Origin of the sequence: Serratia sp. 2723, assembly GCF_050434425.1 — a bacterium.
Lineage (GTDB): Bacteria > Pseudomonadota > Gammaproteobacteria > Enterobacterales > Enterobacteriaceae > Chania.
The window spans coordinates 179,578-199,919 of sequence record NZ_JBNDIN010000001.1 but is presented as its reverse complement, the minus strand read 5'-3'; the positions used below and the strand labels follow the sequence as shown (position 1 = coordinate 199,919).

Genomic DNA, 20,342 nt, shown 5'->3' with positions numbered 1-20,342 from the left:
ATAAGTGGGATGTTGTAAGTTTAAGCCTCATAATCTAAACGATAAGTAAACCATGCAAAACCGGCTGACAATCAAGGATATCGCCCGCCTGAGCGGGGTAGGCAAGTCTACCGTCTCACGCGTGATGAATAACGAGGGCAGCGTAAGCCCGCAAACCCGTGAACGGGTGGAGGCGGTGATCCGCAGCCAGGGTTTTACCCCGTCAAAATCGGCGCGCGCCATGCGTGGCCAGAGCGACAAAGTAGTCGCCATTATCGTTTCCCGTCTGGACTCCCCTTCAGAAAATCAGGCCGTGCGCACCATGCTGCCGCTGCTGTATCAGCAGGGCTTCGATCCTATCGTGATGGAAAGCCAGTTTGAAACCCGGCTGGTGGAGGAGCACCTCAACGTACTGCGCCAGCGCAACGTCGACGGCGTGATCCTGTTCGGCTTTACCGGCCTGACAGCCGCCATGCTCAAACCGTGGCAGGAAAAGATGGTGGTGGTCGCCCGCGAATATCCGGGGATCTCCTCCGTTTGTTATGACGATGAAGGAGCAGTGAAACTGCTGATGCAGCACTTACGCAAACAGGGCCATAGCCATATCAGCTACCTTGGCGTGCAGGAGTCCGATGCCACCACCGGGATGCGTCGCCATCAAGCCTATCTGGATACCTGTCGCGAGCAGAAAATCTCGCCGCTGGTAGCGCTGGGTGAACTGAACTATCAGAGCGGTTTCCAGCTGGCCGCCAAGGTGATGGAACCACAAATCACTGCGCTGGTGTGCGCCTCCGATACTATCGCGCTAGGTGCGATGAAGTACCTGCAACAACAACACATTACGCCAATCCAGGTGTGCGCCATCGGTAACACACCGATGCTCAACTTCTTGTTCCCAGAGACGTTTTCCGTTGAGTTGGGCTATGGCACCGCTGGGCAGCAGGCGGCCCTTCAGCTGCTGGGCCAGTTGAGTGGTGAACTGAGCATCCGCCAAATCATTATCCCCTGCAAGCTTGCCTGACTAGCAAACGGGCGCAGCATGCGGCGCCCCTACATGATGAGTTTTGTGATCCTCACCGCAAGTTGGGAACGTTCCCATTTAATAAAAACGGCCTAGTGGCTAAGCTAAAAACATCAATACCTCTGAGCCTCACTGATAACAAGGGTGCCATAATGAGCAAAGTTCAGCAGCAGGACATCGATCGCCTGATCGTGCTGGTGGGTGGCCGCGAGAATATCGCTACCGTCAGCCACTGCATTACCCGTCTGCGTTTCGTTCTTAACGATCCCGCCCAGGCCAAGCCGAAAGAGATTGAGCAGCTGCGCATGGTCAAAGGCTGCTTCACCAACGCCGGGCAATTCCAGGTGGTGATCGGCCCCGAAGTCGGTGATTACTATCAGGCGTTAATTGCCACCACCGGCATCAACGAAGCCGATAAAGAGCAGGCCAAGCTGGCCGCTCGCCAGAACATGACCTGGTTCGAACGCGGTATCTCCCACTTCGCCGAAATCTTCTTCCCACTGCTGCCAGCCCTGATCAGCGGCGGTTTGATCCTGGGTTTCCGCAACGTGATCGGCGATATCCCGATGTCCGGCGGCCAAACGCTGGCACAGATGCATCCAGCCTGGAAAACCATTTACGACTTCCTGTGGCTATTGGGCGAAGCCATCTTTATGTTCCTGCCGGTGGCCATCTGTTGGTCAACGGTGAAGAAGATGGGCGGTACCCCGGTGCTCGGCATCGTGATGGGGATCACCCTGGTCTCCCCGCAGCTGATGAACTCGTACCTGCTCGGCCAGCAAGTGCCGGAAGTGTGGAACTTTGGCTGGTTCACCATTGAGAAAGTAGGTTATCAGGCACAGGTGATCCCGTCGATCCTTGCCGGGATGGCGCTGGGCTGGATCGAAACCCGTCTGAAAAAGATTGTACCGGATTATCTGTATCTGGTGGTGGTGCCGGTGGTTTCTCTGCTGCTGGCCGTGTTCCTGGCGCACACGCTGATCGGTCCGTTTGGCCGCATGATCGGTGATGGCGTCGCCTGGGCGGTGAAGTGGGTGATGACCGGTAGTTTCGCCCCGATCGGCGCGGCACTGTTTGGCTTCCTGTATGCACCGTTGGTGATCACCGGGGTGCATCAGACCACGCTGGCAATCGATATGCAGATGATCCAAAGCATGGGCGGCACGCCAGTCTGGCCGTTGATTGCCCTGTCCAATATCGCGCAGGCCTCGGCGGTGCTGGGCATCATCATCGTCAGCCGCAAGGTCAACGAACGTGAGATTTCCGTACCGGCCGCCATTTCCGCCTATCTCGGCGTTACCGAACCGGCCATGTACGGCATCAACCTGAAATACCGTTTCCCCATGCTGTGCGCGATGATCGGCTCCGCCTTCGCAGGCTTGATTTGTGGCCTGACCGGCGTGATGGCTAACGGCATCGGCGTGGGTGGCCTGCCGGGCATCCTGTCTATCCAACCGCAGTTCTGGCTGATCTACTCGGTAGCCATCCTGGTGGCCGTGGTGATCCCGCTGCTGTTGACCATGATGGTTTACAAACGCAAAGCCAGCCGCGGCGAGTTGCCGGTTTAAACTGAAAGGTATTTTTTTATGAGCAATGTAATTCCCTGGTGGCAGAACGGCGTTATTTATCAAATCTATCCGAAGAGCTTCCAGGACAGCACCGGTAACGGCTATGGCGATCTGGCCGGGGTAATTCAACGGCTGGACTATTTGCAGGAACTGGGCGTCGATGCCATCTGGCTGACGCCGGTCTATGTCTCGCCCCAGGTCGATAATGGCTACGACGTGGCCGATTACTGCGCCATCGATCCGGCTTACGGCACCATGGCCGACTTCGAACACCTGGTGGCACAGGCCCACCAGCGCAGTATCCGTATCGTGATGGATATGGTGTTTAACCACACCTCCACCGAGCATCCGTGGTTTAAGGCCGCGCAGGATCCTGCCAACCCGCTGCGCCAGTTCTACATCTGGCGCGATGGCGAAGGTGACGCCCTGCCCAACAACTGGCGCTCCAAATTTGGCGGCAACGCCTGGCAATGGCACGCCGACAGCGGCCAATATTACCTGCACCTGTTTGCTACCGAGCAGGCCGACCTGAACTGGGAACACCCGCCGGTGCGCGAAGAGCTGAAGAAAGTATGCCAGTTCTGGGCGGATAAAGGCGTGGATGGGCTGCGTCTTGACGTGATCAATCTGGTTTCCAAGCAGCAGGACTTCCCGAGCGATAGCCAGGGCGATGGCCGCCGTTTCTACACCGACGGCCCGCGCATTCACGAGTTTTTGCAGGAGATGAGCCGCGACGTGTTCCAGCCACGCGGCCTGATGACCGTGGGCGAGATGTCTTCAACCTCTCTGGAGCACTGCCAGCAGTATGCGGCACAGAGCGGTGCCGAGCTGTCGATGACCTTCAACTTCCACCACCTGAAAGTAGACTATGCCAACGGGCAGAAGTGGACGCTGGCCGCACCGGATTACGTCGAACTGAAGCAGATTTTCCACCACTGGCAGCAAGGCATGCATAACCGCGCCTGGAACGCGCTGTTCTGGTGTAACCACGACCAGCCGCGCATTGTTTCGCGCTTTGGCGACGAGGGCGAGCTGCGAGTAACTGCGGCCAAAATGCTGGCGATGGTGCTGCACGGTATGCAGGGCACGCCGTATATCTATCAGGGTGAAGAGATCGGCATGACCAATCCAGGCTTCCAGCAGATCGAAAGCTATCGCGATGTGGAAAGCCTGAATATGTACGCCGAGCTGCGGGAACAGGGGAAAAGTGATCGCGATCTGTTGGCCATTCTGGCCAGCAAATCACGGGACAATGGCCGCACGCCGATGCAGTGGGACGCGACAGCCCACGCGGGCTTCACCACCGGTACGCCGTGGATCTCCTGTGCGGAAAACTACCCGCAGATTAACGCCGCGGCGGCATTGGCCGATCGTGATTCGGTATTTTACGCTTATCGCCATCTGATCGCCCTGCGCAAGCAGTATCCGCTGTTGACTCACGGCGACTATCAGGATCTTGCCCCGGCTCACCCGGCATTGTGGTGTTATCAACGTAGCTGGAATGGGCAACGGCTATTAGTCGTGGCGAACCTGAGCCGCGAACCGTTGGCATGGGATGCCGCCGGCGTTGAGTTTTCTGAACTGTGGCGACCGCTGATAAGCAACTATATGGATGCTGCAGAGCAGCCACGGGCCGGAGTGTTGCGACCTTTCGAAGCGAGTTGGTGGCTTCTGGCGTCCTGATTGGTCAACGGGGGTTTATTTACGATAATCCGTACAGAATGCGATGAAAATAAAGGGATTTTGTATGGATTGAGCAATAAAATTGGCGCTGGGAATACTTTCTCTGTTACTCAGCGCCAGGCAGGGGCCAAAAGGCAGCGGACCTAACTGCGATCCACGCTCGTTGAATCATATATTTAACACGGAGTAATTTATCTTTATTATTCCCCGTATAAATAAATCACCCAGCACAATTATCATCCCTTCCCCTTATCTCCCCTAAATTTCATCTCAAATAACTATTACGCTATTTTTCCAGGCGTTAAAACAACTGCACCATAGTTCAAAACGTGAAGGAGGTCCCAAATTGTAAATAGATTTATTTCACGCTATAAAAAAAACATGCAATAATAGGCAAGAATTAGAATAAAAATATAACCAATTAATAAATATAACTATTTTAAATTAAATCACCAGACTGTTTTTTGTATCGGCCTTTTTACCTCTCGTGACATGGAGCACTCTTTATGACCATCAAAAGGAAATCGATATTTATATTCAGTGGCTTATTAGCCGCCGGATTGACCGGCTGTGACAATAATGACACCAGGATTACGCCGAGCACTCAGGCGGAACTGGAGAGCAGAAATATTCCAACGCTTACCGTCGACGGGCTGAAATTTAAAGATCTGAATAAAAACGGCCAGCTTGAACCTTATGAAGACTGGCGTCTTGATAGCGCTATCCGTGCCCGGGATCTGACTGCCCGCATGAACGTGGAAGAGAAAGCTGGCGCCATGATGCATGGCACCATAGGCCTCGATGGTGCTGGCCGTGTCGATATCAGCGCCGCCGAAAAAGATGTTAACCAACACTTCGTCAACACCTTCATTACCCGCATGGCGGGCAATCCACAGCATATTTCCGCCGATAACAATGCGCTGCAGGAAATGGCAGAGAAATCCCGCCTCGGTATTCCGGTCACCATCAGCACCGACCCACGCAACCACTTCGTTAACGATCCAAATGCCACCAGCGTCGCGGCGGGCAGCTTCTCCCAGTGGCCAGAGCCGCTCGGCCTGGCAGCGATCGACGATACGGCGCTGGTTAAAACCTTTGGTGATATCGCCCGTCAGGAGTACCGGGCCGTTGGGATCCATATGGCATTATCACCGCAGGCCGACCTTGCCACCGAACCGCGCTGGGGCCGCATCAACGGTACCTTCGGCGAGGATAACCAGCTCGCCAAACGCCAGGTGCAAGCCTATATCGAAGGCTTCCAGCATGGTGATAAAGGCTTGACCCAAGACAGCGTCATCACCGTGGTAAAACACTTTGCCGGTGGCGGTCCACAGCTTGGCGGGTTGGATCCACATAATATCTTTGGCAAAGAACAGGTTTACCCAGGTGATAATCTGGAATACCACCTGGTACCGTTCGAAGGAGCGTTTGCCGCCAATGTGGCCTCGGTGATGCCCTATTACGGCCAGCCGATCAACCTGTGGTACAAGGATCAACTGATTGAAGAAGTGGGCTTTGGCTTTAATAAACAGGTGTTGACCGAGATGCTGCGTGGGCGCTTTGGTTTCACCGGCGTCGTGCTGAGCGACTGGGGCATTCTGGAAAGCTGCGAAGGTAAATGCGCCACCGGTATCAGCGATGCCGACATCGCCGCTGGCGTTTCGCCCTGGGCTGCCGGGATCGGCATGTCGTGGGGCGTTGAAAACCTCACCCGTCAGGAACGCGTAGTCAAGGCGGTGGAAGCCGGTATCGATCAGTTCGGCGGCACCAGCGACCCTAGCGATCTGATCGAGGCTATCAACCAGCAGCAGTTGCCGATCGCCACCATCGATGCTTCCGTCACACGTATTTTGCAGCAGAAGTTTGAGTTGGGGTTGTTCGAGAAACCTTACGTGGACGAAACCCAGGCGGTGAAAATCGTCGGCAACGCGGAATTCCAGCAGAAAGGGGATGATGCACAGCGCCGTGCGCAGATCCTGTTGCAGAATAACAATACTCTGTTGCCACTGGCACTGAGCGGCAAGAAGGTGTTCCTGCATAACGTCAACGCTACCGTGGCGGCACGCTATGGGTTGGAAGCCGTCGCGACGCCGGAAGAGGCGGAGATCGCCATCCTGCGAGTGGATACGCCACATCAGAACGATCCGCACTATCCGTTTGGCGTTTCGGTCAACTTTGGCCAACTGGGCTTTGACGATGCCGATACCGTGGTGCTGGATCAGAAAGCAGGCACTTACAGCGGCAGTGACGACTATCAGCTGATCAAACAGGTGAAGGCGCTCAACATTCCAACGGTGATTTCCGTTTACCTCGATCGCCCGGCGATCCTGACCAACATTGTGGATAAAACCGACGTACTGCTGGCCAACTTCGGCGCTTCCGATGAGGCGGTGCTGGATGTGATCACCGGCAAGAGCAAGGCACAGGGTAAGTTACCGTTTGAGCTACCCTCCAGCTGGCAGGCGGTGCTGGACCAGAAAGAGGACGTGCCGCACGATTCGGTCGATCCGCTGTTCCCAATCGGCGCGGGTATTCTGTAATACGGCCCCTCACCCCAACCCTCTCCCAAAGGGAGAGGGAGTAGCCCGAGCTAGTCATCAAGCGGGTGCCACACTTACCACCGAGCAGCAAACCTCGGTGTTAAGTGTTCACGATGTCCCCGAACTTAAAAACTCTGTACCAGTTTCACTACCTTCGTCACTTCCTGAGCCAACACTTCATCGCTCATATCAAATACGCCCTGTACCAGATGCGGCGGCAAATAATCCATGCCGGTCAGGTTGGCGACGGCGTTAAACGGCCGCAGCAGATCGGCCACCGGATAGCGGTTATACCCTGCCGGTGAATAGGCCTGCGCGTTGCCCCCGGTGCTGACCACCAGTTGCAAAGGCTTACCCTGCAGTTGGGTGCCTTCGCTGCCATAGGCGAAACCGTGGGTTAATACCGCATCCTGCCATTCGCTGAGGATCGCCGGTGAGCTGTACCAATAGAACGGAAACAGCATCACCACCACATCGTGCGCTTGCAGCAGTTCCTGCTCCCGGGCCACATCAATCTGGTAGTCGGGGTAAACGCGCATCAGTTCATGCACGGTGACGTTAGGTAAAGGACGCAGCGCCTCGATCAGCGCCTTATTGATGCGGGAGTCGTCGGGGAAACGGTGGGCGGCCAACACTAAAATACGCGACATGGGGAAATCCTTGTTTATCGAAAGTAAGCCATTTTTTCATTTCCTCCGTTTACAGTGTAGTCTGTAAACAGTCACATTAACTTCAACCTAAAGTATCAACCACTATGTCGCTGCCCATTGACGTACACCGCCTGTTACCGGCGTTTCTCAGCGCCGCTCAGACACAAAACTTCTCCGCTGCTGCACGCCAGCTGGGCGTGACCCCGGCGGCGATCAGCAAGAATATCCGCGTGCTGGAAGAGAAGCTGGCGCTGCGGTTGTTCCAACGCAACACCCACAGCGTGGTGCTGACCGACGAAGGTAAAGCCCTGCTGGAACAGGTGGCACCGCTATGGCAAGCGCTGACCGCCACGCTAGAGCTGGCCGGGGGCGCACAACTCCCTCCCGCCGGTAGCGTGCGCGTCAGCATGATCCCAGGCTTTGGCCGCCAGGTGCTGATGCCGCTGATCCCTGAGTTTTTACAACGTTACCCGATGATCGATCTGGATCTGTCGCTGGATGCACGGGTGGTGAACCTGGTCGGTGAAGGTTTTGATGTAGGCATCGGTACTCAGGTCGATCCCGATAGCCGGCTGGTAGCACGCCCGCTCTACCCGATGCAGATGCTCTTGGTCGCCGCCCCCGGTTACCTTGCCCGGCATGGCACACCGCAGGTGCCGGAAGATCTGCTACAACACAGCTGCCTGCTGCACCGCAATCCGGCCACCGGGCGTAATGTAAAGTGGCCACTGGCACACAAGACGCTGGATCTGCATGGCCGCCTGACTGCCAGCAGCCCGGAGATGTTGCTGGATTCCGCGCTGGCCGGGCTGGGTATTGCCTGCCTGTCGCGCTGGTATGTAGAACAGCATTTTACCCAGGGAACATTGCTGCCGGTGCTGCAAGATCACTGGCCAAAACCTACACAAATCTGGCTCTACTATGCCTCGGCAGATCTGCCGCCACGAGTGCGCGTCTGGGTCGATTTTTTACTGGCGCATTTTCGTCGCCCTGCGGCGTGATGCGATCGCAATCACGCTTTAACGATCTTTCGGATAATCGGTAAATTTCATTCAGGCCGCTGATAGCAAGGGTTACAAATATTCCTGAAACAGGTAACTGTACAGCGTTCAAACTGCCCCCGCCATTCTTTGTCCCAGGTCAAAAAAACCGACACCATACCCATATATAGTGCCAATAGATATTCAACAACCTATATATAGTAGTTATCCACAATGTCATCCACACCCTCCGCAGCCCTTGCGCCCTGCGGTTTTTCCCTGTGGATAAGCCGACGCTCCCCCATGGGGACAGGAGTAACAACGTGAAACCAGTAGTGATTAAACGGGACGGTTGCCAGGTATCTTTTGACGAGATACTGATCAAGCAGGCCATCGAGCGGGCCGCTTTGGCCGCTGAAGTTATCGATGCCGACTACTGTGCTACCGTCGCCCGAGTGGTCGCTCAACAGATGGAAAATCGACCGCGTGTCGACATCCACGAAATTCAGCAGGCGGTAGAAAACCAGCTGATGTCTGGCCCGTATAAGCAACTGGCACGTACCTACATCGAATATCGCCACGATCGTGACGTCTCGCGAGAGCTGCGCGGGCGGCTGAACCAGGAAATTCGTGGCCTGGTGGAACAAAGCAACGTCGCGCTGCTCAATGAGAACGCCAATAAAGACAGCAAGGTGATCCCTACCCAGCGCGATCTGCTGGCCGGTATCGTCGCCAAGCACTACGCCAAACAGCATATCCTGCCGCGCGATGTGGTGCTGGCGCATGAGCGCGGCGAAATCCACTATCACGATCTCGACTACTCACCGTTCTTCCCGATGTTCAACTGTATGCTGATCGATCTGAAAGGCATGCTGACCAACGGCTTCAAGATGGGTAACGCCGAGATCGAGCCGCCGAAGTCGATCTCCACCGCCACCGCCGTGACCGCGCAGATCATCGCTCAGGTCGCCAGCCATATTTATGGCGGTACCACCATTAACCGCATTGATGAGATCCTGGCCCCGTTCGTCACCGAAAGCTTCTACAAGCACCAGCAAGTGGCCCGGCAGTGGCAGATCCAAGACGTGGCGGGCTATGCGATGACCCGCACCGAGAAAGAGTGTTACGACGCCTTCCAATCGCTGGAGTATGAAGTCAACACCCTGCATACCGCCAACGGCCAAACGCCATTTGTCACCTTCGGTTTCGGCCTGGGCACCAGTTGGGAATCGCGCCTGATCCAGCAATCGATCCTGAAAAATCGTATCGCCGGGCTGGGCAAAAACCGTAAAACCGCCGTGTTCCCGAAACTGGTCTTCGCCATCCGCGACGGCCTGAACCACAAGTTTGGTGACGCCAACTACGACATCAAACAGCTGGCGCTGGAATGTGCCAGCAAACGCATGTACCCGGATATTCTCAATTACGATCAGGTGGTCAAGGTCACCGGTTCGTTTAAAACGCCGATGGGCTGCCGCAGTTTCCTCGGCACCTATGAAGAGAACGGCGAGCAGATCCACGATGGCCGCAACAATATCGGCGTGATCAGCCTGAACCTGCCGCGTATCGCTCTGGAAGCCCAGGGCGACGAAGGCCGCTTCTGGCAGTTGCTGGATGAGCGTCTGCTGTTGGCCAAGAAAGCCCTGATGACCCGCATTGCCCGCCTCGAAGGCATCAAGGCCCGCGTGGCACCGATCCTGTATATGGAAGGGGCCTGCGGCGTAAGGTTGAAGGCCGACGATAATATCGCGGAGATCTTCAAGAATGGCCGCGCCTCGATTTCACTGGGCTACATCGGCGTACATGAAACCATCAACGCGCTGTTTGGCACAGAAAAACACGTGTACGACGACGAGCAGTTGCGCGCCAAAGCCATCGCCATCGTTGAGCGCCTGAAAAACGCCACCGAAAGCTGGAAGGAAGAAACCGGCTACGGCTTCAGCCTGTACAGTACGCCAAGTGAGAACCTGTGCGATCGCTTCTGCCGCCTGGATACCAGCGAATTTGGCGTGGTCGCCGGGGTGACCGACAAGGGTTATTACACCAACAGTTTCCACCTCGACGTAGAGAAAAAGGTTAACCCGTACGACAAGCTGGACTTCGAGGTGCCGTATCCACCTTTGGCCAACGGCGGTTTTATCTGTTACGGCGAATACCCGAACCTGCAGCACAACCTGAAGGCGCTGGAAGATGTGTGGGATTACAGCTACACCCGCGTGCCTTACTACGGCACCAACACGCCGATCGATGAGTGCTACGTGTGTGGCTACACCGGTGAGTTCTCCTGTACCAGTAAGGGCTTCACCTGTCCGAAATGTGGCAACCATGATTCGGCCAAAGTGTCGGTGACACGCCGCGTCTGTGGCTATCTGGGCAGCCCGGATGCCCGGCCGTTCAATGCCGGTAAGCAGGAAGAGGTGAAACGCCGGGTGAAACATCTGGACAATGGGCAGATCGGTTAACTTTAACCAGAGACCCCTCACCCTAACCCTCTCCCACAGGGAGAGGGAACCGAATGTGCCACATCTTAACGACGGCATTCGTCCTCAACATAGTCTAGCTACAGATTAACTTCTGCATCTAAGCACAACATCGGGCCAGTTCCCTCTTACTAAAGGAGAGGCTTGAGATGAGTGGATGCGTCACAGGTGACTTCCATACCTGACTGCCGCACCGTACCAGCTCCCTCTCCCTGTGGGAGAGGGTTGGGGTGAGGGGCAATATAAAAGAACTCAATACTATGAATTTTCACCAGTATTATCCTATCGACGTAGTCAATGGCCCCGGCACCCGCTGCACGCTGTTTGTCGCAGGCTGCGTGCACCAATGTCCCGGTTGCTATAACAAAAGTACCTGGCGGTTGAACTCCGGCCTGCCGTTTACCCAGCAGATGGAAGACCAAATCATTGCCGATCTCAATGACACGCGTATTCCGCGCCAAGGGCTATCGCTGTCCGGTGGCGATCCGCTGCACCCGGCCAACGTCGCTACCGTTTTGCAGTTGGTCAAGCGCGTACACGCCGAATGCCACGGCAAAGATATCTGGCTGTGGACCGGCTATAAGCTGGATGAACTGGATAGTGAGCAGATGCAGATCGTCGATCGGATTAACGTATTGATAGACGGCAAGTTTGTGCAGGATTTAAAAGACCCGGCGCTGATCTGGCGCGGTAGCGCTAATCAGGTGGTGCATAAGCTGCGCTAGTTTGTCCGGTTTGGTGCAGCGCACGCTGCGCCCCTTCTTCCCTGCCATCATCTCCCTGTCCCAAATTGTTCATCAGTTCGCCACCTGTGCGTCACCTGATTGTCATCTGTCCCCGGCAACATTAGCCCAACTTTGTTACCGAGTGCCGATCATGAATGCTATCGCCGCTTTTTCACTTTCTTCCCCAACTGAAATGCCGAGGTATTTGCCATGACGCACTTATCTAGACATCCGACCAGTTACCCCACCCGATATCAGCAGATCGCCGCCCAGTTGGAACAGGAGCTGTGCAGCCAATACCGCTGCGGGGATTATCTGCCATCAGAACAACAGCTTGCCGAACGTTTTGAGGTCAATCGCCACACGCTGCGCCGTGCCGTGGATGAGCTGGTAGAGCGCGGCTGGCTACAACGTCGCCACGGTATCGGCATTCTGGTGCTGCTACGCCCGTATAGCTATCCGCTGCACGCCAACACCCGTTTCAGCCAGAATCTGTTCGAACAGGGCAGCCACCCCACCAGTGAGCGCTTACTCGCTGTTTTACGCCCGTGCAATGGGCATATCGCCAGCGCACTCAGCCGTGAAGAGGGGGAAACCATTATTCACCTACGCACCCTGCGCCGAGTGAACGGCGTTCCTATCAGCGTGATCGACCACTATCTGCCCGATCTGGACTGGTGGCCCGCCTTACAACAGTTCCACAGCGGTTCGCTGCATGAGTTTATCCAACAGCAGATCCACCAGCCGCTGACCCGCCGCCAGACCCGCATCAGCGCACGGCGTGCCCAGGCCAAAGAGAGCCGACTGCTGGAGATCGCCACCCATGCCCCCTTGCTATGCGTGCGCACCCTAAATACCTGTATCGGCAGCGATTTGGTGGCGGAATACTCCGTCAGCCTGGCACGTGCCGACATGATCGAACTGACGATGGAGCACTGAATGCAATCCTTACAGCAGAGACAACGCTGGATGTCGGTCCTGGCACACAGCCAACCCGCCCAGTTGCGCAGCCACTGGCAGGCGCTGAACCTCAACCCAAGCTACCAGCGCCTGCGCGCCCCTGAGATTGGCCTGACACAGCTGCTAGGACGGATGGGAGCGACCGGCCGCCGCTTTGTGCTGGGCGATATGACCGTGACCCGTGCCGTGGTGCAGTTGGAAAACGGTGGCCAGGGCTACAGCTACGTTACCGGACGTGACAAAGAGCATGCCGAACTCTGTGCGCTGATCGATGCCTTGCTACAGCAACCCGCCAACCATGAATTGCTACAGCTTCAGCTGATCGAGCCCCTGGCCGCACTGCAACAGGAACAGCGCCAACTGCGCGCCCGCGCCGTAGCAGCCAGCCGAGTGGACTTCTTTACGCTGGTGCGAGGGGATTAAGCCATGACGTTATTAGCCGGTTTTGACCAGCCGATTGAGCAATCTCAGTCTGCTTTCCGCTTGATTTTAAAGGCGTTGAGTGAGCCAGGCGTGATTGTTGAACTAGCAAACTGCCCGGCATGGGGTGCGCTGAACGCTGCCAGCACTGCCGTGATACTGACGCTGGCGGATCAGGAAACCCCGCTTCAGCTCTGTGCCGACCTTGAAAGTAAGCAAGTGCTAACTAACATCCGTTTTCATACCGGTGCTCCGCTGGCTACCCGGCAGGAAGATATTCATCTGGCGATATGGGATGACCAGTTACAGCCTGCCGAGCTGAGCGCTTTACCCCACGGCAGTGAAGTCTCACCGGAGCTCGGTGCCACGCTGGTGGTGCAAGTTGCCGCATTGGCAGGCAGCCACAAACTGCGCCTTTCAGGCCCCGGTATTGAAAAACAACGGGAAATCGCCCCGCCGTTACCAGCTGCGCTACGGGCTTATCTACTCGAACGGCCTCAGCGCTTCCCGCTGGGTCTGGACATTGTATTGACCTGCGGTGAATGCCTGATGGCGCTGCCAAGAACCACCCGCGTGGAGGAGTGCTGATGTACGTTGCGGTAAAAGGGGGCGAAAAGGCCATCGAGGCTGCCCATCAACTACAGGAAAATCTGCGCCGGGGTGACGAAGCTGTCCCAACACTCAGCGTAGAGCAAATCGGTGAACAGCTTGGCTTGGCGGTTGATCGGGTGATGACGGAGGGCGGTATTTACGATCGCCAACTGGCTGCGCTGGCCATCAAACAGGCCAGCGGTGACCTGGTAGAGGCTATTTTCCTGCTGCGCGCCTATCGCACCACCCTGCCACGCCTGGCCGTCAGCGAGCCACTGGCTAGCGAGAACATGCGGCTGGAGCGACGCATCTCGGCGGTTTACAAAGACTTGCCCGGTGGCCAGGTGCTTGGCCCGACCTACGACTATACCCACCGCCTGCTGGATTTTACGCTGTTGGCCAACGGTGAAACGCCGCCTACGCCCCAGGCCGATGAGCCGTTGCCAGAGAGCTGTGCCCACGTATTCGACCTGCTTAATCAGCAACGGCTGGCGCTGGCAGAAGAAGATGACGGCAGCACTCCAGACGATATTACCCGCAACCCGCCTGTTTATCCCTGCTCCCGCTCGGCGCGCTTGCAGCAATTGGTACGTGGCGATGAGGGCTTCCTGCTGGCATTGAGCTACTCCACCCAGCGCGGCTATGGCCGTAACCATCCGTTCGCTGGAGAGATCCGCAGCGGTTACGTTACCGTGGAGATCGTGCCGGAAGAGTTGGGTTTCGCCGTCGATATCGGCGAGATCCTGCTGACCGAGTGCGAGATGGTGAACGGCTTTGTCGACCCGCAGGACCGGCCACCGCACTTCACCCGTGGCTATGGGCTGGTGTTTGGCCGCGCGGAACGTAAAGCCATGGCAATGGCGTTGGTGGATCGCGCCTTGCAAACCGCCGAATACGGCGAGGACGTGGCAGGCCCGGCGCAGGACGAAGAGTTTGTGCTGGCGCACGCCGACAACGTGGAAGCCGCCGGTTTTGTCTCCCACCTCAAACTGCCGCACTACGTCGATTTCCAGGCCGAACTGGAGCTGCTCAAACGCCTGCAGCAGGAATTTGCCGCCCTTCAGGAGGCCCGCCATGAGTGAAGTATTGACCGGCTATAACCTCGGTTATCTGGATGAACAAACCAAGCGCATGATCCGCCGCGCTATCCTCAAGGCGGTGGCGATCCCCGGTTATCAGGTGCCGTTTGGTGGCCGTGAGATGCCAATGCCTTATGGTTGGGGCACCGGCGGCATCCAGATCACCGCCAGCATCATTGGCCGCGCCGACGTGCTGAAGGTAATCGACCAGGGCGCTGACGACACCACCAACGCGGTCTCCATCCGCCGCTTCTTCCAGCGCGTAGCCGGTGTTGCGACCACCGAGCGCACGCCAGAAGCCACGCTGATCCAGACCCGCCACCGCATTCCAGAAACGCCAATGCAGGCGGATCAAATTCTGATTTATCAGGTTCCCATCCCCGAGCCGCTGCGCTTTATCGAACCGCGCGAGACCGAAACGCGCAAGATGCACGCGCTGGAAGAGTACGGCGTGATGCAGGTCAAACTGTATGAGGATATCGCCCGCTACGGCCATATCGCCACCACCTACGCTTATCCGGTGAAAGTGAACGATCGCTATGTGATGGACCCTTCACCGATCCCTAAATTCGATAACCCGAAGATGCACATGATGCCCGCGTTGCAGTTGTTCGGTGCCGGGCGTGAAAAACGCATCTACGCTCTGCCGCCGTTTACCAAGGTGGAAAGCCTGGACTTTGACGACCATCCGTTCAGCGTGCAGCAGTGGGAAGAGCCTTGCGCCCTGTGCGGCTCACACCACAGCTATCTGGATGAAGTGGTGCTCGACGACCAGGGCAGCCGGATGTTCGTCTGCTCGGACACCGATTTCTGCCAGCAACAACTCAACCAAGAGGTATCGCGCTGATGACTTCCGCTCCATTGAGTGCCACGCCGTTGCTGACGGTCGATAACCTCACCCACCTTTACGCGCCGGGCAAGGGTTTCAGCAACGTGTCATTCGATATCTATCCCGGTGAAGTGCTGGGCATCGTCGGCGAATCCGGCTCGGGTAAAACCACGCTGCTCAAATCGATCTCCGCCCGTCTGGCACCGCAACAGGGGCAGATCCTTTACCGCCCACAACCGGGGCAACAGCAGGATCTGTACGCCATGGCGGAAAGCGATCGCCGCCGCCTGCTGCGTACCGACTGGGGCGTGGTCCATCAGCATCCGCTCGACGGTCTGCGGCCACAGGTGTCTGCCGGTGGCAACATCGGTGAGCGACTGATGGCCATCGGCCAGCGTCATTACGGTGAGATCCGCCAGCAGGCCAAACAATGGCTGGAAGACGTGGAGATCCCGGTTTCCCGTCTGGATGACCTGCCCACCACTTTCTCCGGCGGTATGCAACAGCGCTTGCAGATCGCCCGCAATCTGGTGACCCATCCCAAGCTGGTGTTTATGGATGAGCCGACCGGCGGGCTGGACGTTTCCGTGCAGGCGCGCCTGCTGGACCTGCTGCGCAATCTGGTGGTGGAAATGCAGCTGGCGGCGGTGATCGTCACCCACGATCTGGGGGTAGCACGCCTGCTGGCCCACCGTTTGCTGGTGATGAAGGAAGGTGAAGTAGTAGAAAGCGGTCTGACCGATCGGGTGCTGGACGACCCACACCATCCGTACACCCAACTGCTGGTCTCTTCGGTTCTGTCGTAACACAGGTGAAATATGACAATTAAAATCCGGGTTGAACACCTGAGTAAAACCTTTGTCCTGCACCAACAGCACGGCACCCGCCTGCCGGTTTTGCAGGATGCCAACCTGACCGTCAGCAGCGGCGAATGCGTGGTGCTGCATGGCCACTCCGGCAGCGGTAAATCGACCCTGCTGCGTTCACTGTATGCCAACTATCTGCCAGACAACGGCCAGATCTGGATCCATCACCAAAACGACTGGCTGGAACTGGTACAGGCCGAGGCTCGCCAAATCCTGGCGGTGCGCCGCCACACCATCGGCTGGGTCAGCCAGTTTCTGCGCGTGATACCGCGCATCAGCGCGCTGGAAGTGGTGATGCAGCCGTTGCTGGAGTCCGGCGTTGAACGTAGCGAATGCCGTGAACGTGCCGAAGCCCTGCTCAGCCAGCTCAACGTGCCGCAGCGCCTGTGGCCGTTGGCCCCTTCGACCTTCTCAGGTGGTGAGCAACAGCGGGTGAATATCGCCCGTGGCTTTATCAAGGATTATCCCATCCTGCTGCTGGACGAGCCGACCGCCTCCCTCGACAGCCGCAACAGCGCGGCGGTGGTGAACCTGATCGAACAGGCCAAACAGCGTGGCGCAGCCATCGTCGGTATTTTCCACGACGCAGGCACCCGTCAGCAGGTGGCCGACCGTTTACATACCATGCAGGCCCCACAGGTTCTGGAGACGCCATGATTATCAATAACGTCAAGCTGGTGCTGGAACACCAGATCGTTGCAGGTTCACTGGAAATGACCGACGGCGTGATCCGCAGCTTTGCCGATACCCCTAGCCAGTTACCGCAGGCGCTGGATGGCGAAGACGGCTGGTTATTGCCGGGGCTGATTGAGCTGCATACCGACAATCTGGACAAGTTTTTCACCCCGCGCCCCAATGTGGACTGGCCAGCACATTCGGCCATGAGCAGCCACGATGCACTGATGGTCGCCAACGGCATCACCACGGTGCTGGATGCGGTGGCAATCGGTGACGTGCGCGACGGCGGGCACCGGCTGGAAAACCTGCAAAAAATGATCGATGCGGTGATCTACAGCCAACGAGCCGGGGTGAACCGAGCCGAACACCGGCTGCACCTGCGCTGTGAGCTGCCCCATGAAAGCACCCTGCCGCTGTTCGAACAGCTGATGGATAAACCGGGCGTGTCCCTGGTGTCGCTGATGGACCATTCACCAGGCCAGCGCCAGTTCGCCTCACGGGAGAAATACCGTGAATACTACCAGGGTAAATATCACCTCAATGACCAGCAGATGAGCGAGTTTGAGGTGGAACAGATGGCTCTGTCCGAACGCTGGGCCACGCCGAATCGCGAGGCGATCGCCGCCCACTGCCGGGCGCGTAATATCGCCCTGGCCAGCCACGACGATGCCACCGCCGATCACGTCAGCGAATCCAGTGCACTGGGCAGCGTGATTGCCGAATTTCCGACCACCGAAGCGGCAGCCCGGGCCTCGCATCAGCAAGGTTTGCAGGTGCTGATGGGCGCGCCGAATATCGTACGCGGGGGGTCACATTCCGGCAACGTCGCAGCACATCATCTGGCGGCCCTTGGCGTGCTGGATATCCTCTCTTCCGATTATTACCCTGCCAGCCTGTTGGATGCGGCGTTTCGTCTGGCAAACGACGTTCGCAACGCGTTCAGCCTGCCGCAGGCGGTACAGCTGATCACCCGCAACCCGGCACGGGCGTTAGGCTTGCTGGATCGTGGCCTGATCGCCGAAGGGTTGCGCGCAGATCTGGTATTGGCCAGGCCGCACGGCGAGCATATCTATGTGCAAAACGTCTGGCGTCAGGGCAAGCAGGTGTTCTGATGGCCTATCTCATCTATCTGATGGGCCCGTCTGGGGCAGGCAAGGACAGCCTGCTCGAACGGCTGCGGGCCACTACCGGTGCCGGGCCGCTGGTGGCGCACCGTTACATCACCCGCCCGGCCAATGCGGGCTGCGAGAACCATATCGCCCTGAGCGAACAAGAGTTTCTGCGCCGCCGGGCCAAAGGGTTGTTTGCCCTGGACTGGCAGGCGCATGAGCACCGTTACGCCTTTGGTATCGAGGTCGATCTGTGGTTATTGCAAGGGATCGACGTGGTGGTCAACGGATCCCGCGCTCATCTGCCACAGGCGCTACAACGCTACGGTACCCAACTGCTGCCGGTCTGCTTACAGGTATCCCCACCGGTGTTGCGTAAAAGGCTGGAACAACGCGGCCGGGAAACCGCAATACAGATCGAGCAACGGCTGGCACGGGCGGCCGACTATCAGCAGACCCTGCCAGTCGGCTGTCGCCTGTTGGATAACAACGGCGATCTTGGCCATACCCTCGACGCACTGCTGGCCTTAACCGAAAAACAACCCCAGGACACGCTGTTATGAGATTTGCAGTAGAGTTTGAGTACAGTGTCGCCCCTCACCCTAGCCCTCTCCCAAAGGGAGAGGGGACCGAATGTGCCACAAACTAACTTCCGAACCTATCTTCAGCTCCATATCGGTTGGGAATGATGGAGAGCTCAATGCACCAGAACGGCACCGTACCAGCTCCCTCTCCCTTTGGGAGAGGGTTGGGGTGAGGGGCAATCCAGTCAACAAGAGGAAACCAACATGCAACTGACCTTTCTTGGTACCGGCGGGGCACAACAGGTGCCAGCCTTTGGTTGTGACTGCCTGGTGTGTCAACGGGCGCGGCGTGAACCGGCGTTCCGGAGGCGGGCGTGCAGTGCAATGATCACATTTCAGGGGGAAACGACGCTGCTGGATGCAGGATTGAGCTCGTTGGAAAGGCGTTTTGCGGCGGGGGAAATTCAACGTTTTTTGCTGACACATTACCACATGGATCACGTTCAGGGGCTATTTCCTTTGCGCTGGGGGTGCGGAAATGCGATCCCGGTCTACGGCCCGGCAGATGAACAGGGCTGCGACGACCTGTTCAAGCACCCCGGCATTCTGGCGTTCCAACCCCCGTTACACCCCTTTGAAACGGTGGCGTTGGGCGGGCTGCACGTCACGCCGTTGCCGTTGATCCATTCCAAACTCACCCACGGCTATCTGATCCAGGCGGCAGGTAAAGCCCTGGCCTATCTGACCGACACCGTCGGCCTGCCGCCAGAAACTACACGCTATCTGCAACAGGTCACCCTCGATTTACTGGTGTTGGATTGCAGCCTGCCGCCGCAGCCACAGACGCCACGTAATCACAACGATCTGCCCCGTGCGCAGGAGATCCAGCAGCGTTTGCAGCCACGGCGTACGCTGCTGACGCACATCAGCCATCACCTCGATTTATGGTTGATGGCCAACGAACTGCCGCCCGGCATGGAGCTGGCGTTCGATAATCTCAGTATTGAGTTATAAGCGATGCGAACAGTGCAACTGGTCGGATTCTAAAATCCTGACCCCGCTGCCAGGGCTAAAAGCCTGCGTCAGCAAGGTTTGCGCCACGTCTTTGGCGGCAACGCCCTTCCATTTACCAGGCAGTAGACCAAACAACGGTTGACTGAGTCGCTCCAGCAAACGCGGCTCGGCACGGGAACCGAACAACATTGAAGGACGTACCAACGTCAGGCGTGGCCAGTTCTGCTCACGCAGCGCCTGCTCCATCTGCCCTTTGGTGCGGTTATACAAGAATACAGAGCCTGGATTAGCCCCAATAGCGCTCACCACCAGACAATGCTGCGCGCCAAGGCGCTGCCCGGTCAGAGCCGTTTCAACCACCAACTGATAGTCGACATGACGGAATGCCTCTGCGCTCCCGGCTTGACTGCGTGTGGTACCCAGACAACAGAACACCACGTCCACCGGCTGAGCCAACTGCGCTAACAGCTCGTGCAAATCGCCTCCGACCGGATTAGCCAATTTGGCATGTACCGCTAGCGCCTTACGCGTTGGGGCAACAATCTCCGTCACCTGCATATCTGCCAACAGCAGGCGCAGCAATTCACTCCCGACCAGCCCGCTAGCGCCTGTGATCAATACCCGTGCCATCTATTTCCCTTTCCGC

19 protein-coding genes are annotated in these 20,342 nt (G+C 57.3%); 17 read left to right on the top strand and 2 right to left on the bottom strand.

The window, feature by feature from the left end:
• Window positions 1-52: 52 nt before the first annotated feature.
• The 4 genes from treR (at window position 53) to ABIE29_RS00925 (ending at window position 6,791) form a co-directional block, all read left to right on the top strand.
• Entirely contained in the window at window positions 53-1,000 is a 948-nt protein-coding gene (treR, locus tag ABIE29_RS00940; protein ID WP_429616314.1) for a trehalose operon repressor TreR, read from the top strand.
• Window positions 1,001-1,152: 152 nt separating this feature from the next.
• The gene (gene treB / locus ABIE29_RS00935; RefSeq protein WP_429616312.1) at window positions 1,153-2,568 is read left to right on the top strand and encodes a PTS trehalose transporter subunit IIBC; all 1,416 of its coding nucleotides are present in this window, start codon (window positions 1,153-1,155) and stop codon (window positions 2,566-2,568) included.
• Between the two features lie 18 nt (window positions 2,569-2,586).
• Window positions 2,587-4,251: an alpha,alpha-phosphotrehalase gene (treC, locus tag ABIE29_RS00930; protein WP_429616311.1), complete on the top strand. Its 1,665-nt coding sequence runs from the start codon at window positions 2,587-2,589 to the stop codon at window positions 4,249-4,251.
• A gap of 506 nt (window positions 4,252-4,757) precedes the next feature.
• The gene (locus ABIE29_RS00925; RefSeq protein ID WP_429616310.1) at window positions 4,758-6,791 is read left to right on the top strand and encodes a glycoside hydrolase family 3 N-terminal domain-containing protein; all 2,034 of its coding nucleotides are present in this window, start codon (window positions 4,758-4,760) and stop codon (window positions 6,789-6,791) included.
• A 125-nt stretch (window positions 6,792-6,916) separates the two neighbouring features.
• Here ABIE29_RS00925 and ABIE29_RS00920 read toward each other — a convergent pair whose 3' ends face one another.
• Entirely contained in the window at window positions 6,917-7,441 is a 525-nt protein-coding gene (locus ABIE29_RS00920; protein WP_065684294.1) for an NAD(P)H-dependent oxidoreductase, read from the bottom strand.
• Window positions 7,442-7,545: 104 nt separating this feature from the next.
• Here ABIE29_RS00920 and ABIE29_RS00915 point away from each other — a divergent pair, with 104 nt between their 5' ends.
• The 13 genes from ABIE29_RS00915 (at window position 7,546) to phnP (ending at window position 19,696) form a co-directional block, all read left to right on the top strand.
• Window positions 7,546-8,442, top strand: coding sequence for a LysR family transcriptional regulator (locus tag ABIE29_RS00915; RefSeq protein ID WP_429616309.1), 897 nt, complete (start codon window positions 7,546-7,548; stop codon window positions 8,440-8,442).
• A 302-nt stretch (window positions 8,443-8,744) separates the two neighbouring features.
• The gene (gene nrdD, locus ABIE29_RS00910; RefSeq protein WP_429616308.1) at window positions 8,745-10,883 is read left to right on the top strand and encodes an anaerobic ribonucleoside-triphosphate reductase; all 2,139 of its coding nucleotides are present in this window, start codon (window positions 8,745-8,747) and stop codon (window positions 10,881-10,883) included.
• Between the two features lie 278 nt (window positions 10,884-11,161).
• Window positions 11,162-11,626, top strand: coding sequence for an anaerobic ribonucleoside-triphosphate reductase-activating protein (gene nrdG / locus ABIE29_RS00905; RefSeq protein WP_429616307.1), 465 nt, complete (start codon window positions 11,162-11,164; stop codon window positions 11,624-11,626).
• A gap of 210 nt (window positions 11,627-11,836) precedes the next feature.
• On the top strand, window positions 11,837-12,565 hold the full coding sequence (phnF, locus tag ABIE29_RS00900; protein ID WP_429616305.1) for a phosphonate metabolism transcriptional regulator PhnF: 729 nt from the start codon (window positions 11,837-11,839) through the stop codon (window positions 12,563-12,565).
• Entirely contained in the window at window positions 12,566-13,009 is a 444-nt protein-coding gene (phnG, locus tag ABIE29_RS00895) for a phosphonate C-P lyase system protein PhnG (RefSeq protein ID WP_261146542.1), read from the top strand. It abuts the gene before it with no gap.
• A 3-nt stretch (window positions 13,010-13,012) separates the two neighbouring features.
• Window positions 13,013-13,594, top strand: a complete 582-nt coding sequence (gene phnH, locus ABIE29_RS00890; protein WP_429616304.1) for a phosphonate C-P lyase system protein PhnH — start codon at window positions 13,013-13,015, stop codon at window positions 13,592-13,594.
• Entirely contained in the window at window positions 13,594-14,679 is a 1,086-nt protein-coding gene (locus ABIE29_RS00885; RefSeq protein WP_429616303.1) for a carbon-phosphorus lyase complex subunit PhnI, read from the top strand. The genes phnH and ABIE29_RS00885 overlap by 1 nt, the downstream gene beginning before the upstream one ends.
• Window positions 14,672-15,523 (top strand): alpha-D-ribose 1-methylphosphonate 5-phosphate C-P-lyase PhnJ, encoded by an 852-nt coding sequence (locus ABIE29_RS00880; protein WP_429616302.1) that lies wholly within the window; start codon window positions 14,672-14,674, stop codon window positions 15,521-15,523. Before ABIE29_RS00885 ends, ABIE29_RS00880 begins: the two co-directional genes overlap by 8 nt.
• Window positions 15,523-16,311: a phosphonate C-P lyase system protein PhnK gene (gene phnK, locus ABIE29_RS00875; RefSeq protein WP_429616301.1), complete on the top strand. Its 789-nt coding sequence runs from the start codon at window positions 15,523-15,525 to the stop codon at window positions 16,309-16,311. The genes ABIE29_RS00880 and phnK overlap by 1 nt, the downstream gene beginning before the upstream one ends.
• 12 nt (window positions 16,312-16,323) lie before the next feature.
• A complete protein-coding gene (gene phnL / locus ABIE29_RS00870) occupies window positions 16,324-17,028 on the top strand; it encodes a phosphonate C-P lyase system protein PhnL (protein ID WP_429616300.1) in 705 nt (234 codons plus the stop codon).
• The gene (phnM, locus tag ABIE29_RS00865) at window positions 17,025-18,161 is read left to right on the top strand and encodes an alpha-D-ribose 1-methylphosphonate 5-triphosphate diphosphatase (protein WP_429616299.1); all 1,137 of its coding nucleotides are present in this window, start codon (window positions 17,025-17,027) and stop codon (window positions 18,159-18,161) included. Before phnL ends, phnM begins: the two co-directional genes overlap by 4 nt.
• Window positions 18,161-18,721 carry a ribose 1,5-bisphosphokinase gene (gene phnN, locus ABIE29_RS00860; RefSeq protein ID WP_429616298.1) on the top strand — a complete coding sequence of 187 codons (561 nt, stop codon included), beginning with the start codon at window positions 18,161-18,163 and terminating at the stop codon, window positions 18,719-18,721. The genes phnM and phnN overlap by 1 nt, the downstream gene beginning before the upstream one ends.
• Before the next feature lie 225 nt (window positions 18,722-18,946).
• On the top strand, window positions 18,947-19,696 hold the full coding sequence (gene phnP / locus ABIE29_RS00855) for a phosphonate metabolism protein PhnP (RefSeq protein ID WP_429616297.1): 750 nt from the start codon (window positions 18,947-18,949) through the stop codon (window positions 19,694-19,696).
• On the opposite strand, the gene ABIE29_RS00850 is transcribed toward phnP, so the two are convergent.
• A complete protein-coding gene (locus ABIE29_RS00850; RefSeq protein WP_429616296.1) occupies window positions 19,691-20,326 on the bottom strand; it encodes an NAD(P)H-binding protein in 636 nt (211 codons plus the stop codon). The two genes, phnP and ABIE29_RS00850, sit on opposite strands and share 6 nt — an antisense overlap.
• Window positions 20,327-20,342 lie beyond the last annotated feature (16 nt).